15 protein-coding genes are annotated in these 16,475 nt (G+C 68.7%); 8 read left to right on the top strand and 7 right to left on the bottom strand.

Annotation, left to right across the window (positions count from 1 at the left end):
* Window positions 1-10: 10 nt before the first annotated feature.
* Entirely contained in the window at window positions 11-1,063 is a 1,053-nt protein-coding gene (locus ACE2AC_RS17725; RefSeq protein WP_375688784.1) for a glycerophosphodiester phosphodiesterase family protein, read from the bottom strand.
* A 304-nt stretch (window positions 1,064-1,367) separates the two neighbouring features.
* Here ACE2AC_RS17725 and ACE2AC_RS17720 point away from each other — a divergent pair, with 304 nt between their 5' ends.
* Window positions 1,368-2,606 carry an MFS transporter gene (locus tag ACE2AC_RS17720; protein ID WP_375688782.1) on the top strand — a complete coding sequence of 413 codons (1,239 nt, stop codon included), beginning with the start codon at window positions 1,368-1,370 and terminating at the stop codon, window positions 2,604-2,606.
* 67 nt (window positions 2,607-2,673) lie between these two features.
* On the top strand, window positions 2,674-3,627 hold the full coding sequence (locus ACE2AC_RS17715) for an SDR family NAD(P)-dependent oxidoreductase (RefSeq protein ID WP_375688780.1): 954 nt from the start codon (window positions 2,674-2,676) through the stop codon (window positions 3,625-3,627).
* A gap of 90 nt (window positions 3,628-3,717) precedes the next feature.
* On the opposite strand, the gene ACE2AC_RS17710 is transcribed toward ACE2AC_RS17715, so the two are convergent.
* A complete protein-coding gene (locus tag ACE2AC_RS17710; RefSeq protein ID WP_375688778.1) occupies window positions 3,718-4,497 on the bottom strand; it encodes an SDR family NAD(P)-dependent oxidoreductase in 780 nt (259 codons plus the stop codon).
* A 164-nt stretch (window positions 4,498-4,661) separates the two neighbouring features.
* Here ACE2AC_RS17710 and ACE2AC_RS17705 point away from each other — a divergent pair, with 164 nt between their 5' ends.
* Together ACE2AC_RS17705 and ACE2AC_RS17700 are read left to right on the top strand one after the other, a co-directional pair.
* Window positions 4,662-5,750 carry a Zn-dependent alcohol dehydrogenase gene (locus ACE2AC_RS17705; protein WP_375688777.1) on the top strand — a complete coding sequence of 363 codons (1,089 nt, stop codon included), beginning with the start codon at window positions 4,662-4,664 and terminating at the stop codon, window positions 5,748-5,750.
* Window positions 5,751-5,831: 81 nt separating this feature from the next.
* A complete protein-coding gene (locus ACE2AC_RS17700; protein ID WP_375688775.1) occupies window positions 5,832-7,382 on the top strand; it encodes a carboxylesterase/lipase family protein in 1,551 nt (516 codons plus the stop codon).
* A gap of 110 nt (window positions 7,383-7,492) precedes the next feature.
* On the opposite strand, the gene ACE2AC_RS17695 is transcribed toward ACE2AC_RS17700, so the two are convergent.
* The gene (locus ACE2AC_RS17695; RefSeq protein ID WP_375688773.1) at window positions 7,493-8,266 is read right to left on the bottom strand and encodes an enoyl-CoA hydratase/isomerase family protein; all 774 of its coding nucleotides are present in this window, start codon (window positions 8,264-8,266) and stop codon (window positions 7,493-7,495) included.
* A 163-nt stretch (window positions 8,267-8,429) separates the two neighbouring features.
* Window positions 8,430-8,783, bottom strand: coding sequence for a DUF1428 domain-containing protein (locus ACE2AC_RS17690; protein WP_375688771.1), 354 nt, complete (start codon window positions 8,781-8,783; stop codon window positions 8,430-8,432).
* Between the two features lie 295 nt (window positions 8,784-9,078).
* Between ACE2AC_RS17690 and ACE2AC_RS17685 the strand changes: the two genes are divergently transcribed.
* The gene (locus ACE2AC_RS17685; RefSeq protein WP_375688769.1) at window positions 9,079-9,702 is read left to right on the top strand and encodes a TetR/AcrR family transcriptional regulator; all 624 of its coding nucleotides are present in this window, start codon (window positions 9,079-9,081) and stop codon (window positions 9,700-9,702) included.
* A 3-nt stretch (window positions 9,703-9,705) separates the two neighbouring features.
* Here the strand turns inward: ACE2AC_RS17685 and ACE2AC_RS17680 are convergent, their stop codons facing one another.
* Window positions 9,706-11,874, bottom strand: coding sequence for an acyl-CoA dehydrogenase family protein (locus tag ACE2AC_RS17680; protein ID WP_375688768.1), 2,169 nt, complete (start codon window positions 11,872-11,874; stop codon window positions 9,706-9,708).
* 155 nt (window positions 11,875-12,029) lie between these two features.
* Between ACE2AC_RS17680 and ACE2AC_RS17675 the strand changes: the two genes are divergently transcribed.
* The gene (locus ACE2AC_RS17675; protein ID WP_375688766.1) at window positions 12,030-12,824 is read left to right on the top strand and encodes an enoyl-CoA hydratase; all 795 of its coding nucleotides are present in this window, start codon (window positions 12,030-12,032) and stop codon (window positions 12,822-12,824) included.
* 30 nt (window positions 12,825-12,854) lie between these two features.
* Here the strand turns inward: ACE2AC_RS17675 and fnrL are convergent, their stop codons facing one another.
* On the bottom strand, window positions 12,855-13,601 hold the full coding sequence (gene fnrL / locus ACE2AC_RS17670) for a transcriptional regulator FnrL (RefSeq protein ID WP_375688764.1): 747 nt from the start codon (window positions 13,599-13,601) through the stop codon (window positions 12,855-12,857).
* 67 nt (window positions 13,602-13,668) lie between these two features.
* Here fnrL and hemN point away from each other — a divergent pair, with 67 nt between their 5' ends.
* The gene (gene hemN / locus ACE2AC_RS17665) at window positions 13,669-15,024 is read left to right on the top strand and encodes an oxygen-independent coproporphyrinogen III oxidase (protein WP_375688762.1); all 1,356 of its coding nucleotides are present in this window, start codon (window positions 13,669-13,671) and stop codon (window positions 15,022-15,024) included.
* Window positions 15,025-15,030: 6 nt separating this feature from the next.
* Here hemN and ACE2AC_RS17660 read toward each other — a convergent pair whose 3' ends face one another.
* On the bottom strand, window positions 15,031-15,723 hold the full coding sequence (locus ACE2AC_RS17660; RefSeq protein ID WP_375688760.1) for a dienelactone hydrolase family protein: 693 nt from the start codon (window positions 15,721-15,723) through the stop codon (window positions 15,031-15,033).
* A 218-nt stretch (window positions 15,724-15,941) separates the two neighbouring features.
* On the opposite strand from ACE2AC_RS17660, the gene ACE2AC_RS17655 reads away from it, so the two are divergent.
* Window positions 15,942-16,418: an NUDIX hydrolase gene (locus ACE2AC_RS17655; RefSeq protein ID WP_375688758.1), complete on the top strand. Its 477-nt coding sequence runs from the start codon at window positions 15,942-15,944 to the stop codon at window positions 16,416-16,418.
* The last annotated feature ends 57 nt before the right edge of the window (window positions 16,419-16,475 follow it).

Genomic DNA, 16,475 nt, shown 5'->3' with positions numbered 1-16,475 from the left:
CCGAAGGCCGTCAGGCCGCGCGGCGGCGGCGGCGCACTACGGCGATGGCGCCAAGCCCGCCCGCCAGCAGCGGCAAGCCGGCCGGCAGCGGCACCTGCGCGGCCAGGTAATCGACCGCGAGGTCGGTGTAGTTGGTGAAGAACCCGTCCATGCCCGCATCCAGCCACTGCTCGTACTGGGCATAGGCGCTGGCCGGATCGGCGCGGTTGAAGGTCCAGCCGTGCACCACCAGGCCCAGGTCGTGGGCGGCCTGGATGAAGCCCGCGTCGAGCCCGGGGCTCGACAGGCTGACACCAACGCCATCGGCAAAGAGCGCGAGGTCGGTCAGCAGGTTGGTCACACCCGCCACCGCATCGTAGACGCCGTATCCGTTGACCGTCGACATGGCATAGCCAAGCGCAGCGATGGCGTTGTCCATGCCCATGGCGTCCTGCAGGTCCGACAGTTCCTTGGCACCGGCATGATCGAAGGTCTGGATGAAGGCCAGGTCGCTCCGGCTCTCGAAGCCGTTCGCCTTCATTTCATCGAGGATCTTCTGGTTCATCGCGGTGGAGTTCGGCGTCTTAGCCTCGGGGTAGATGCCGATGTTGGCACCGGTCGCCGCGTTGTGCGCGTTCACCAGCTGCATCACCTCTTCGAAGGTCGGCACCTGGAACGGGTTCGCCATGGTCGGCGTGTAGCCCGGGTAGCTGTTCGACGCGGTCGAGGCGGTCGGCTCGACGACCAGCGAACGGATCTCGGCCAGGGTGAAGTCGGAGACCTTGTATCCGCCGTTGCGCGGCGCGAACTTCGCCTCGACATCGGTGGTGCGGGTCAGCGTGCTGTCGTGCATCGCGACGAGATGCCCGTCCGAGGTCTGCTGCAGGTCGGGCTCGACGATGTCGGCGCCCATCTTGATCGCCAGTTCATAGGCGGCGAGCGTGTGCTCGGGCAGGTAGCCCGAGGCACCGCGGTGCGCGATGACGAGCGGCAGGTTGCCGTCGAGGGTCGAGAAGGTGGCGGCAAGGGACGACCCTGCCAGCGCCGTGGCAAGGGCCACGCCGGTCACGAATGTACGGAACATGAAACTTCCCCAGAATATGGAAACAAGACGGCAACAAGGTGGCCGCCCCGTGGCGATACGCCCGCCATGCGACGCTTTGGCGACAGAAGGATAATCATTGCACAACAGAGAGATGACAGCCGGCGGCCCGCCGCGCACCCGGCCCCGCCTGGCCTCGGGATTTCACGGATAGGTCAAGCGGCCCGCCCGGGGGAAAGATGACTTGAGCATGTATTCTGTGGACGATATGACAGGGAGCACGCCCCGTCCCGCGCCCCCGCAGGTCGCTTCGGACCGCCGCGCGCCGGGCCCACAGGACCATCTCATGCCAGCATCCCACGGCTTCGCACGCATTTTCCAGATTCTCGGCCAACGGAACTACGGCACCTTCACGCTCGGCAACTCGATCTCCCTGATCGGCACCTGGATGCAGCGCATCGCCTCGGGCTGGCTGGCCTGGACGCTGACCGAAAGCGCCGGCTGGGTCGGCGCCATCGCCTTTGCCGATCTCTTTCCCTGCATCCTGATCGGCCCCTTCGCCGGTGCCGCCGCCGACCGCTGGGACCGCCTGCGCGTGCTCAAGATCGGCCAGCTCCTCGGCTTCGGCCAGGCCTTCCTGCTGGCGATCCTCTACGCGATGGACGTGCTGACGATCTGGCCGCTGTTCCTGATCACCCTCTTCAACGGCTTCGTCACCGGCGGCCTGCAGCCCTTCCGCCTGTCGATCACCCCGCGCCTGGTCGAACCGCAGTGGCTGACCACGGCGATCGCGATCAACTCGGTCAACTTCAACCTCGCCCGCTTTGTCGGGCCCGCCGCCGCCGGGCTGATCATCGCCACCGGGGGCATGGGCTGGACCTTCGCGCTGAACGCGCTCAGCTACCTCGTCTTCGTCGTGGCGCTCGGCTTCGTCCGGCTGCGCCCTCAGCAGATCGCGCGGTCGGGCAAGAGCTTTGGCGCCGACATCGTGATCGGGCTGAAACACGCGGTCACCATGCCGGGCGTGAACGCGATCCTGCTGATGACGGTGGTGTCGGGCATATGCGTGCGCCCGGTGCTCGAACTGCTGCCGGGCTGGGCCGCGCAGGCCTTCCACGGTTCCTCCAGCGATTTCGCCGCGCTGACCTCGGCCTTCGGGATCGGGGCCATCGTGGGCGGGCTCTGGCTGGCCACGCGCGAAGGCACGCGGGGGCTGGCCGGGATCGTCGTCTGGTCGAACATCGGCATGTGCGCGACGCTGCTGTGCTTCGCCGCCTCGACCCGGATCTGGATGGCCCTGCCGCTGGCGATGCTGACCGGCAGCTGCATGGTCTCGGCCGCCGTGTCGGGCCAGACGCTGGTGCAGACCCTCGTGCCGGACGAACTGCGCGGGCGGGTGCTGTCGGTCCTCGGGCTGGTGATGCGCGGCTCGCCCGCGATCGGGGCGCTGCTGCTCGGCGTCGCCTCGGACCATTTCGGCATGCGCCTGCCGCTGATCACCGGGGTCGCGGTGCTGCTCGGCCTGATGCTCTACTTCGTCGTCGGCTTCGCCCGGTTCCGCGCCGTGCTAGAAGACGGTTATTGACGCGCCCGGACTTGCCGGGACACCCGCCGCCCCCACACCCTGCGCGAAACGGGATGAGGAGGCCCCAATGAACCTGCAAGGACAGAACGCCATCGTCACCGGCGCGGGTCGCGGCATCGGCCGCGAGGTCGCACTGCTGTTGGCCGCCGAGGGCGCCCGCGTCTGGTGCGTCGATCCCGGCCTCGGGCGCGGCGGCGAGGAAACCGGAGAACGCCCCGCCGACGAGGTCGTGGCCGAGATCGCGGCCGTCGGCGGCGCGGCCCATGCCTGCTACGACACCGTTTCCGACTTCGCCAGGATGGGCGACCTGGTCGATGGCATCATGCGCGATCACGGCCGCATCGACATCCTCGTCAACGTCGCCGGGGTCCTGCGCGAGCGGATGATCTGGAACATGACCGAGGACGAGTTCGACATGGTCATCGACATTCACCTCAAGGGTCACTGGAACCTATGCCACCACGCGATCCGCCACATGCGCAAGGCCAACTACGGCCGCATCGTCAACTTCGCCAGCGACGCCTTCAAGGGATCGGTCGGCCAGTGCAACTACGCCGCGGCCAAGGGTGGCATCATCTCGCTCACCCGCTCCATCGCCAAGGAAACCCAGAGGAACGACATCACCTGCAACGTCATCTGCCCCGCCGCCGACACCCGCATGACCCTGACCGAGGCGGTCAAGGCCAACCGCCTGCGCAAGTACGAGGCCGGGCTGATGACCAGGGAGCAGTACGAACGTACCCTGATCCACCGCGGCCCCGAATACATCGCCCCCCTCGTCGGCTACCTCGCCACGCCCGGGGCCTGGGCGATCTCGGGCCAGAACTTCCACGTCGAGAAGGGATCGATTCACACCTACTACTTCGGCGAGGAACAGCGCCTGCTGGTCCACGGCGAGGACGGGATGTTCACGCTCGAAGAGCTGTCCCGCGCCGTCCCCGAAGCCCTGCTGAACGGCCTGCCGCCGATCGTGCCGAAGGAGGCGCCGGGCAGCGGACCGGCGGAAACCAAGTCCGCCTGAACCGGCGCCATCCTTCCCCTGGTTCCGTATCCTCGGGGGGTGAATTGGCCAAGGGCCAAGAGGGGGCAGACAGCCCCCCTTCGCCAACCTTCAGGCCGTCATCCCCCCATCCACCGGCAGCGCCGCCCCGGTGATGTAGGACGCCGCGTCCGAGACCAGGAAGAGCGCGGTCGCCGCGATCTCCTCGGGGCGGCAGTTCCGTCCCAGCGGCGTCAGCTTGCCACGCGCCGCGACCATCTCGTCCGCCGCCATGTTCCGCGGCGGCGCATCGGGCCGCGCGAGGAAGGTGCGCAGCATCGGGGTGTCGACCCCACCGGGGCAGATCACGTTCACCCGGATCCCCTCGGGCGCCACCCGCTTGGCCAGCGACCGGGTCCAGCCGACCACGCCGAACTTCATCATCGAATAGACCGGGCTGTGCGGCGATCCCGCCAGCCCCGCCGTCGAGGCGGTGTAGAGCAACGCACCGCCGCCGCGCCTGCGCAGATGCGGCAGCGCGGCGGCGGTCGAATGCACGATCGTGCGCAGGTTCAGGTCGATGGCGAGGTCAAAGAGCGCGGGATCGAGCCCCTCGACCGCCGCGGGTCCCGGATGTCCCGCATGGCCCCAGAAGAAGTCGAGCCCGCCGTATTCGGACACCGTCCGCTCCACGATCTCGCGCGAGAACCCGTCGTCGGTCAGGTCGCCGACCAGCGGCAGCGCCGTGCCGCCCGCCGCCTCGATCGCCCGGCAGGTGGCCGCGACGCCGTCCGCGTCGATGTCCACCACCGCCACCGCGGCGCCTTCGCGGGCAAAGAGCTCCACGCCCGCGCGGCCCATCCCCGAGGCCGCCGCCGTCACGATCCCTACCCGTCCGTCCAGTTGCTGCATCGCCGTTCCTCCCTCGTGGCAGGCGGAAAGGTGGCGGCGACCTGACCAAGGGTCAATCATGCCCCCGCGATCCGCCCGATACATGGCGAAACCGCGATCCCCGATTGCCGGAACCGAAGGCCCACCCCAATATGCCCACGACCAGGTCAAGGGAGGAGACCGCCATGAAAGCCGCCATCTTCGAAGAGGTGGGCAAGCCGCTCGTCATTTCCGACATCACGCTGGGGGACATGGGCCCGCACGAGGTGCGGGTGCGCACCGCCGCCGTCGGGCTCTGCCATTCCGACCTGCACTACATCGACGGCACCGTCGCGCAGCCGATGCCGGTGGTGCTGGGCCACGAGGTCGCGGGCGTGGTCGAGGCGGTCGGCGCGCATGTCACCCGGATGAAGCCGGGCGATCACGTCGTCGGCTGCCTGTCGGTCTTCTGCGGCACCTGCGAACACTGCATCGGCGGCAACCTCGTCAACTGCTCGAACCAGTCGGTGCGCTACCTGCCCGGCCAGGCCCAGCGGATCACGCGCGAAGGCGTGCACGTGAACCAGGGCTTCAACCTCGGCGCCTTTGCCGAGGAGATGCTGGTGCACGAGAATGCTCTGGTGAAGGTGCGCGACGACATGCCCCTCGACCGCGCGGCGCTGATCGGCTGCGGCGTGCTGACCGGCACCGGGTCGGTCATCCGTACTGCCAAGGTGCCGCCCGGATCGACCGTGGCGGTGATCGGCTGCGGCGGCGTCGGCCTCTCGGCCGTGATGGGCGCCCGGCTGGCGGGCGCGCTGAGGATCATCGCGATCGACATCCTCGACAGCAAACTCGAACTGGCCCGCGAATTCGGCGCCACGGATGTCATCAACGGCCGCGACGGCGACAGCGTCCAGAAGGTGATCGAGATGACCAGGGGCGGGGTGAACTACGCCTTCGAATGCATCGGCGCCAAGCGGACGGCCGAACAGGCGTTCGAGATGCTGGCGACCGGCGGCACCGTGACCCTGATGGGGGTGATGCCGCCCGAGATGATGATCGAGTTCTCGGGCCGCGACCTCTTCTACCGGCAGAAGAAGATCCTCGGCTGCTTCATGGGGTCGAACCAGTTCCCGACCGACATCCCGCGGCTCTGCGATTTCTACATGGACGGGCGGCTGCCGCTCGACCAGATGATCTCGAAACGCATCCGGCTCGACCAGATCAACGAGGGGTTCGAGGACCTCAAGGCGGGCAACGTCGCGCGAAGCGTCGTGACCTTCGACATCTGATCGCATGTCCGTGTCACCCGCCCCGCACCGATGGACGGGGCGGGGCCGCTGGCCCTAGCCTCCGCGGCAGGAGGACACGCCATGCCCGACACCGCCCTTGCCCACCCGACAGCCGACACCGCCCAGGGCCGGATCGAAGGCCGCTCGGACGGCACCGTCGCCCGTTACCTCGGCATTCCCTACGGTCGGGCAGACCGCTTCCGCCCCGCCCGGCCGCCCGCCGCGTCCGAGGGCGTCTTCGCGGCGACCGCGCTCGGCCCGCGCTGCCCGCAGGTCGCGCGCGCGGGGCGTCCGTGGATGGATTTCCTGTCCGACCCGACCCCGATGGACGAGGCCTGCCTGGCGCTCAACATCTTCGCCGCCGACCGCCCTGCTGGCACGCCGCGCCCGGTGATGGTCTGGCTGCACGGCGGCGGCTACGTCACCGGTTCGGGCGGGCGGCCCGGTGTCGACGGCACCGCGCTCGCGGCGCGCGGCGACGTGGTGGTTGTCACGCTGAACCACCGGCTCAACGCCTTCGGCTTCACCTACTTCGGGGACCTGGTGCCCGGCCACAACGGCGCCAACATCGGCATGACCGACATCGTCCGCGCGCTGGAATGGGTGCGCGAGAACATCGCAGCCTTCGGCGGCGACCCCGGCAACGTCACCATCTTCGGCCAGTCCGGCGGCGGATCGAAGGTGGCGCTCTTGATGGCGATGCCCTCGGCAGAGGGCCTGTTTCACCGTGCCGTGGTGCAGAGCGCGTCGAGCCTCCTCAAGATGGCCTCGCCCGAACGCGCCACGCGCTGCGCCGAATTGCTGCTCGAGGAACTCGGCATCGCCGATCCGACGCCAGAGGCCCTCGCCGCGCCGGATTTCAAGGCCATCCTCGATGCCCGCGCCCGCGCCGTGACGCGCAACGACGGCATCGACGATTTCCGCCCCGTGGTCGACGGCACCGTCCTCACCGCCAACCCGTTCGAGCCCGGCAACATCGCCCGCTCGGCCCGCATCCCGCTTTTGATCGGCACCTGCGAGGACGAGATCACGTTCTTTCAGGCCGCCGCCGACCCGAATTTTCACGCCATGGACGCGGGCACGGCGCGCGACCGCATCGCCTATTTCACCAACCTTGAGCAGGACGCGGCCGATCGCCTCTACGCCGAGCTCGCCGCCATCTTCCCCGGCGAAAGCCCGGCGCAGCTGACCTCGCGCGCGATGTCCGAACACATGTACCGCCGCAACGACCGCCGCGCCGCCGACCTGCGGTCGGCCCATCCCGGCGCGCCGGTCTGGTCCTACCTCTTCCGCTGGAAGACGGCGGCCGAGGGTGGCCATCTCGGCTGTCCGCACACCGCCTGCATCCCGTTCATCTTCGGCACCACCACGGCGGCGCAGCGGATGCTCGGCCGCCCGGACGATGCCGCACGCCTGTCGGAAAAGGTGATGGACGCCTGGCTCGCCTTTGCCCGCAGCGGTGATCCGAACCACCCCGGCCTGCCCGCCTGGCCCGCCTATGACGCAACGCACCGCCCGACGATGATCTTCGACGACACCTGCGAGGCGATGGACGACCCCCTGCCCGAGCTCCGCGCCCTCATCGACGCCTGCCCAGCCTACACCACCGACAAGGGCTCCGGCGCGGTCTGAGCCGCCGCGCCGCGCCTACCCATTCCCCAAAAAGAATGCGGAGGGCACACAGCCCCCCGCTCCACGTCAATGCACCGTAGGGTGCGTGCTCCGCACGCACCGCGCGCCGCTCAGTACCCCTTGAACGCCGGCACCCGCCGTTCGTTCATCGCGTTGACGCCTTCCTTGAAGTCGTGCGTCGGGCGCAGCAGGTTCTGTTCGAAGGCCTCGTTGTAGGTCGCCTGGCGGAAGGCCTCGATCATGCCTTCGCGCAGGGTCTTGCGGGTGAACTCCACCGCCAGCGGGGCCGAGATCGCGATCTCGGCGGCCACCTCCTGCGCCTTGGCGCGGATTTGGTCGGAGGGCACCAGCCAGTCGAGCAGGCCCATGTCATAGGCCTCGTCCCCGGGCACCCGTGCGCCGGTGTAAAAGAGCCAGGCCGCCTTCTGTTCGCCCACGATCCGGGGCAGCGTGTAGGTGGTGCCGAAGCCAGGATGATACCCCTGCCGGCAGAAATTGGCAGAGAGCCGGGTGTCGGCGCTGCCGACCCGGAAATCAGCCGAAAGCGCGAGCCCGATGCCCGCGCCGACAGCCGCGCCCTGTACGGCCGCGACCACTGGCTTGCGCGAGGACATCAACCGATGCGCTTCCTTGTAGAGGTGGCGGGTCGCCTCCTGAGTGATCGAGTCGCCGTCGTCCTTCACCCGCTCGGCCAGGTTGGCCCCGGCCGAGAAGTGCTTGCCGTCCGACGCCAGCACGATCGCCCGGATCTCGGGGTCGGCGTCGAGCGTGTCATAGGCATCCGCGATCTCGCCGATCAGCTTGATGTCCACGAAATTGTTCGGGCCGCGCTGCAGCTCGACGGTGGCGACATGGCCGTCGCGGGTGATCTTGACTTCGCTCATGGGGTCTCCCTCGGGTGATCTGGTCGCGCGCAGGCTGCCCCGCCGCGCCGGCAAGGTAAAGCCGGGCGCAGGGCCGGCGCGCCCGGCTTAGCCCGGTTTCACCCGGAACCTGCCGCGGACGCACCCGGATTTCATGAATGTAGCCCCGGGCGCGCCCGCGCCTTCAGGTGTCGAGGATCGCCTCGAACCCGCCGAAGATCATCCGGCGCGGGTCCATCACCGCCCGCGTCTCGTCGGTCATCTCCATCGCGCCCTCGGCGTCGAGCTTGGCCATGCAGGCGTCGTAGGCCGCCTTGTCCGGGAACTCGATCCAGGAGAACAGCACCGTCTCGTCCGGCTCACACTTGACCGACATCGGGAACGACGTGACCTCGCCCTCGGGCACGTCCACGCCCCAGCACTCCACGACCCGGGTGGCCCCGGCGTTCAGGAACAGTTGCGACGCCTCAGTCGCCATCTTCAGGTAGTCCGCCTTGCGGTCGGTCTTCACCGCCAGGACAAATCCGCCGACATACATGCCACGATCTCCTCTCGCCCGGCCCGCCGCGGGCCGCAGTGGCAGAGATATCTCGCGCTGACGCAAGGGCAACCGGACCGGCGGCAAATGGCCCGCAGGCCCGGCGACCCGCCGCCCGGCGGCGCGACCATCGCCAAGCCCCGTGCCCCGCAATCGCATATGTGTGAATGACGTCGCATCACCGTGGCAATACCTGCCTGCCGGTCGGCAAATTCCTTTCTTATCGACCCTGCCACCGCTAACATCTTCCGCATCGCGGTAAATGCGCGCAGTTCCAGTACCGGAGACAGACGTTTTGACCCAAGTCACCCCCGTCAGCACCAAGATGCCGTCCGACCAGCGCAAGGCGCAGATCATCCGGGCCGCGACGGAGCTTTTCGCTGCCTCGGGCTACGCGGGCACCTCGCTGCGCGACGTGGCGGACAAGTGCGGGATGACCAAGGCCGCGCTCTACTATCACTACCCCGACAAGGAGAGCCTGCTGCGCTCGGTGGTCGAGACCCGGATGAACCGGCTGAACGACCTGATGGATGCGGCGCTGGCCGCGGTGCCGGCCGACGATCCGATTGCCCGCGCCCGCGCCTTCCTGATGGCCTGCGCGCGGCACATCGACAACGACCGCGCGGGCTGGGTCGTCTCCTCCCGGATCTTCTGGTCGATCGAGGCGATCTCGGACCGGACAGAGATGATCTCGCTCCGCGACCGGTTCGAGGGGATGCTCAAGACCGAGGTGGTCGAGGCGATGGACCGCGGCCTTTTCGTCCGCGAGGATCCCGGCATGGTCACCCGGTTGCTGCTGTCCTGGCTCAACTACATCCCGCGCTGGCACCGGCCCGACGGCAAGATGAGCGTCGAGGAGGTGGCAGACGAGTTCTTCCGCCTGTCGCTGAACGGGCTCAAGGTCGAACGCGACGCCTGAGCGTCAGAGGTTCACCGCCGCCAGCCTCTCTGCGTGCAGCATCGCGTCGCCGAAATCGAACCCCGCCTGGATCAACCGCTTGTTCAGACGGGTGACCGGCAGGTCCTCGGTCATGCCCATGCCGCCGTGCAGCTGGATCGCGTGATGCGCGATGGTCCTGGCGTCGCGGCTGACCCGCAGCTTGGCGCTCGACAGGCTGCGCGGGTTCGCGGTACCCGCCTGCATGTCGTTCAGCGCCCTGAGCGTGGCGGCCGAGGCGTTGAGGTAGGTCATCATCATCTCGGCCACCCGGTGACGCAGCACCTGGAACTCGGCCAGCGGCTGGTCGAACTGGCGGCGCTGCATCAGGTAGTTGATGGTCTGACCGATCACCGGGACCATGGTGCCGACGGCATCGACGCAGGTCATCAGCACGCCGACCGGGGCTGCCCGCGACAGGGCATGGGCGGCGGCGCTGCCTTCGGCCAGGACGGTGCCGGGCACCCCTGACAGGTGCAGGTCGAAGGCCGGGCGACCGTCGAGAGTCGTGGTCGGCGACAGTCGTGCCCCCGCCAGCGGCAACAGGACGAGGCTGTCGTGATCGGCCAGCAGCAGGTCGGTGGGATCCGGCAGGGCCTCGACCCCGCCGACGACCCCCGTGGGGGCCGCCCCGGTCCGCAGGTCTTTCAGGTCGAGCCGCCCCTCGGGCGTCAGGAGCGCCGTGCAGACCCGGCGCGTGCCATCGAGCAGCCCGGCCAGCGCCGCATCCCGCGCCGCGCCCGCCGGCGCCCCGGCAAGCAGCACGGGCGTCACCCCGCAGGGCATCGGCAGCGACAGGGCCGCACCGCCCCGCGCCGCCCCTTCGACCACGGCGGCCAGGTCGGACAGGCTGCCGCCCACGCCGCCCAGCCCCTCTGGCACCAGCGTTGCGGGCCAGCCAAGCGCCACGGCCTGGCCCCAGTCGGCGGCCCCCTCACCCGCCGTCCGCTCCGCCGCGTCAAAAAGCGCGCCGGGCACCATCGGCGGGGCAAACCGCGCAAGGTCTCCGCCAAAGAGCTGTTTCGCGACGAGGTTCTTCTGCACCTCGTCCGAGCCGCCGACGATGGTGCGCGAGCGGTGCAGGAAATAGGTCGAGATCCAGCGCAGGAAGGCCGTGTCGCGATCATCCCCCGCCGCACCCTGCCGCGCGGAATGGGTCGGGCCCACGGTGTCGACCGCAACATCGCAGAGCGCCTGCTGGATCGCGCAGGACGTCACCTTGATCGCCGAGGGCACGATGCCCAGGTCCTCGCCCCGCATCGCCATGCCGACCGCGGCGCGCCCCTGTTCGCGCAGTCCCAGCAGGCGGCTTTCGATCTCGATCATCCGCAGCCGGGTGTCGGCCTGCCTGAGCACCCCCTCGGGTGCCCGGGCCGTGACCCGACGCACCGCGTCGTAAAGCTGGAAAATCGGCGCCGTGTTCGCCCCGCCCAGCCGTTCGTGTGACAGCAGGTACTTGCCGCAGGTCCAGCCCTGCCCCTCCTCTCCCACGCGGTTGGCGACCGGAACGCGGACATTGTCAAAGAAGACCTCGTTCACGTGGTGGATGCCGTCGATCGTGCGGATCGGCCGCACCTCGATCCCCGGGGACGACAGCGGGATCAGCAGGAGCGTGATGCCCTTCTGCTTGCGATCCTCCTGCGACGTGCGGACGAGGGTGTAGATCCAGTCCGCCTCGTGCGCGTGGCTGGTCCAGGTCTTCTGGCCGGTGACGAGGTAATGGTCGTCCTCCCGCACGGCGCGGGTCCTGAGCGAGGCGAGGTCCGATCCCGATCCCGGTTCGGAGTATCCCTGGCACCACCAGTCCTCGCCGCGCAGGATGCCGGGCAGGAACCGCGCGCGCTGATCCTCGGTGCCGTATTTGATCAGCACCGGGCCGAGGTGGCGCAGGCCGTGGTGGTACTGCGGCGGGCAGAAGGTTTCCGCCAGCACCGTGTCGAAGATGTAGCGCTGCCGCGTGTCCCAGCCGGTGCCACCGTGCTCCACCGGCCAGTTCGGCGCGCCCCAGCCGTGGTCGAAGAGCACCCGCTGCCACCGGGCCCAGGGATCGCGGGTCAGCTTGCGCGCGTCGCGCACGATCTGGCGGATATCCTCGGGGCACTCGGCCTCGGCAAAGCGGCGCACCTCGGCCTCGAATGCGGCATAGTCCTGCACGGTCCGTCCTCCCCGGTCTCTTGCCCTGAATACCGGCTTTGCCGCGCCGCCCCGCCCGCGCCACCGCAGGTATCATGGATATGCGACCGGGCTTTTCCCGTTGTGGCCGCCGGGGCCGCGTGTCACCAATGTGCCGCGCCAGACGGGAGGGACGGATGCAGCTCGACACCGACAAGATCATTGCCACGACCGGGAACGGGGTCGGCTGGCTGACCTTCAACCAGCCGGAAAAGCGCAATGCCATGAGCCTCGAGATGTGGCAGGCCACGGCTCAGGTGCTGGATGCCTTCTCGGCCGACCCGGAGGTGCGGGTGGTGGTGATGCAGGGCGCGGGCGACAAGGCGTTCGTCTCGGGTGCCGACATCTCGCAGTTCGAGAAGAGCCGGTCGAACGCCGACGCGGCCGAGGAATACGCCCGCATCTCGGGCGGGGCGCGGCAGAAACTCTACGACCTCGAAAAGCCGCTGATCGCGATGATCCGCGGCTATTGCCTGGGCGGCGGACTGGCGGTGGCCATGGGCGCCGATTTCCGCATCGCCGCCGAGGGGGCGCAGTTCGGCGTGCCGGCGGCCCGGATGGGGATCGTCTACGGCTATGACGGGATCAAGGCGCTGGTGAACCTGGTCGGGCCGGGCCGGGCCAAGCAGATCCTCTATACCGCGCGGCGCTATTCGGCCGAGGAGGCGCTGCAGATGGGCCTGGTCGAAGAGGTCGTGCCGCCGCACAAGCTGGAAGAGGTCGTGCGCGGCTACGCCGAGACCATCGCCGGCAACGCGCCGCTTTCGATCTGGGGCTCGAAACAGATCATCCGCCAGGTGACCGGCCGCGACTCGGAGCTGGATTTCGAAGAGATAGACCGGCTGACGCGGGTGGCCTTCGACAGCGCGGATTACCGCGAGGGGCGGACCGCGTTCATGGAGAAGCGGCAGCCGAGGTTCACCGGGAAATAGGGTGGCGGCCGGACAGCGGGGGCGCGGCCCTCAGTCCAGCATCCCGCCGTCGCTGTCGTCGCCGGCCTCTTCCAGCAGGCGGTCGAAATCCGGCACCGTGACGTGGCGCTTGCCCTGGAGCTCGATCACGCCGTCCTTCTTCAGGGCCGAGATCTGGCGGCTCACGGTTTCCAGCGTCAGGCCCAGGTAGTCCGCCATCGCCTCGCGCGTCAGGGGCAGGTCAAAGACCAGCTTGCCCTCGCTCGGCAGCAGGTTCAGCGCCGCGTCGCGCCGCGCGATGATCGCCAGGAGCGAGGCAATCTTTTCCCGCGCCGTCTTGCGGCCCAGCACCAGCATCCATTCCCGCGCGGCGTCGAGTTCGTCGAGCGTCATCTGCAGCAGGCGCTGCGCGATGTGCGGCGTGCGCTCCATCATGTCCTCGAACGGCTTCCGGCGGAAGCAGCACATCACCAGGTCGGTGGTCGCGGTCACGTTGTAGGCGGCCCCCGACCGGCCCGGCCGGCCGACGAAATCCGACGGCAGCAGCAGGCCCACCATCTGGGTGCGCCCGTCCTCCATCGTCTGGGTCAGGGTGGCGACGCCCTCGACCACCGAACCCACGAAATCCATCCGGTCGCCCGCCCAGATCACCGGCTGTCCGGCCTCGAACGAGCGGTAGTACTTGATCTCTTCCAGCGACATCAATTCGTCCGCGTCACAGCGCGCACAAACCGCCCGGTGGCGGATCGGGCAATCGCCGCATTCCTGCGGCACGGATTTCAGGGACTGTGTCAGCATCACTCTTCCCGGTCGCGGTTGATCTGCGTCAAGGCAGCCACCTTTGCGTTTCATCATAGCTATGCGCATGAAAAACGAAACGCAACTTGCACGACTGGGGCTCTTTGACGCGAAGGTTCCGCGCTACACGAGCTATCCCACGGCCCCGCATTTCGGCACCGCGACCGATGACCAGGCCCATGCCCGCTGGATCGCGGCGATCCCCGAGCATGCGCAGATCTCGCTATACGTCCATGTTCCGTTCTGTCGGCGGCTGTGCTGGTTCTGCGCCTGCCGCACCCAGGGCACGCAATGCGGCAAGCCGCTGGCGGCCTATCTCGAAACACTGAAGGCCGAGCTCGCGCTTCTGTCGGCGCAGCTGCCGCGCGGCGTCACACTGTCGCGACTGCACTGGGGCGGCGGGACGCCGACGCTGCTGAGCGCCGCGATGATCGAGGACCTCGCAGCGGCCATCGCCGCGGTTGCCCCCTTTGCCGAGGGTTACGAATTCTCGGTCGAGATCGACCCGAACGAGATCGACCTGCCCCGCGCCGAGGCGCTGAAACGCGCCGGGATGAACCGCGCCTCGGTCGGGGTGCAGGACTTCGACGAAGAGATCCAGCGCGTCATCGGGCGGTTGCAGAGCTACGACGTCACCCGCGACGCCATCGACCTGATCCGCGCGCAGGGCGTCACGAGCCTGAACGCCGACATCCTCTATGGCCTGCCGCACCAGACCCCGGCGCGGATCACCGAGAGCGTGCAGAAGGTGCTGTCGCTCAGCCCCGACCGCGTGGCGCTTTACGGCTATGCCCACGTGCCCTGGATGGCGCGGCGGCAGTCGATGATCCCGTCCGACGCGCTGCCGACCCCGGCGGAACGGCTGGTGCTGTCGGAGACCGCGCGCAAGCTGTTCAACTGGGACGGCTACGACGAGATCGGGATCGACCACTTCGCGCTCAGGGACGATCCGCTGGCGGTCGCCGCGCGGGTCGGACGGCTGCGGCGCAATTTCCAGGGCTACACCGACGACCCGGCCGAGGTGCTGATCGGGGTCGGCGCCTCGTCGATCTCGCGCTTTCCGCAGGGCTACACCCAGAACGCGCCCGCGACCTCGACCCACACCGGCGCGATCCGGGCCGGCCGGTTCTCGACCGCACGCGGCCACGCTTTTGCCGGAGAGGACCTGCTGCGCGGCCGGATCATCGAGGCGCTGATGTGCGATTTCGCGGTTTCGACCGACGAGCTGACCCGCGATTTCGGCCTGGCACCGACCCGCGCGCGCGAGATGTTCATGGCGGTCAACCGCGCCTTCGAGGGGCTTCTCGACGTCAGCGCGGAGGGGCTGCGCATCCCGCCCGAGGTGCGCCCCCTCACCCGGATGATCGCGCGGTTCTTCGACGCCTACGACATGGCGCAGGCGCGGCATTCCTCGGCGATCTGACCCCGGTCAGGCCAGGTGTTCCTCGAGCGAGGCGGTCAGCCACCGCCAGCTTCGCCGCGCCGCCCGGTCCGAGTAGTTCGCCCCGGCCGGGTTGGTGAAGGCGTGGTCGGTGTGCCCGAAGCCCAGAATTTCCCAGTCCGGACAGTGCGCCGTCAGTTCTTCTGCGATCTCGACCACCGCGGCGGGCTTGGCCAGCCCGTCATCCCAGCCATGCAGCAGCACCACGGCCGCCTTCATCGTCTCGGTCGGGAAGTTCGGCTTGTCGAAGATGCCGTGCAACGACAGCGCGAGCCGGAAATCCGCCCCGGTCCGGGCGAGGTCGATCACCGCCTTTCCCCCCAGGCAATAGCCCATGGCCGCGATCCGGCCCGCGTCGATGCCGTCCAGCCCGCGCAACGCCTCGAGCGCGCAGACCATGCGGGCGGCCAGCAGCCGCCGGTCGCCGTTGACTTCCTGCATCTTCCCGGCCGCGACGGCGCGATCCTCGGTCCGGAAACCTGCGCCGTAGTAGTCCACCGCAAAGGCCGCGTAGCCCATGCCGGCCAGCTTGCGCGCCGTCTCCATCTCGAAATCGCGCAGGCCCATGAAGGCCGGGGCGATCATCACCGCCGGGTGCGGACCCGGCCCCTCGGGCAGGGCAAGGTAGCCGACGTAGTCCGTCGTGCCGTCCGAATAGCTGTGGCTGCGGGTCTCGACCATGGGGCACTCCTTGTCATTCCGGGCGCAGCCTATCACCCCGCGCGCCGCGGGCGAGGTGGAAATCGCCGCCCAAGCGGACGTGGCAGAAATGTGCAAACCGACAATATCTTGTGTCCGCCCCGGCGTTTTCCCGGGAAATTCGGCGCGGATCGGTTAACATCTCATGAACCAAATAGAGCGAGAATCGCCGCAGACAGAGAGGCCGGGCGGAGGGATGTGTGACCCTCGTTGAACACCACCAAGCGATCGCGTCGCAGGACGACGTTCTCCTGTCCGAGGCGCGGACCCAGTTTGCCGCGCTGTGCTACCGGGTCGAGGCGAACAAGCCGCGCGTCCTGCTGATCACCAGCCGCGGCACCCGGCGCTGGATCGTGCCCAAGGGCTGGCCGATCCGAGGCCGCACCCCCGCCCAGGGCGCCCTGCAGGAAGCCTATGAAGAGGCCGGCGTGATCGGCGATGCGGCGGAACGTCCGCTGGGACTCTTCACCTATATCAAGCAGCTCGACGACGGATCCCGGGTGCCCTGTTCGGCGCTGGTCTTTCCGGTGCGCGTCACCGCGCTCAGGGCCGATTTCCCCGAGGCGTCGCAGCGCAAGCGGCGCTGGTTCTCGCCCCGCAAGGCCGCGCGCAAGGTCGACGAAAGGGCGCTGAGCGAGATGATCCGCGACTTCAACCCGAACCGGTTCCGGCTGTGACGGCGCCGCGCGGGCGCTTGATCTCGGCCCGGCTATGATTATGTTTGTCCGGTGGTT

Origin of the sequence: Pseudooceanicola sp. LIPI14-2-Ac024 (assembly GCF_042188925.1) — a bacterium.
GTDB lineage: Bacteria > Pseudomonadota > Alphaproteobacteria > Rhodobacterales > Rhodobacteraceae > Pseudooceanicola.
Note: the sequence above shows the minus strand (reverse complement) of the source record. Positions and strands in the feature narration are given on the sequence as shown.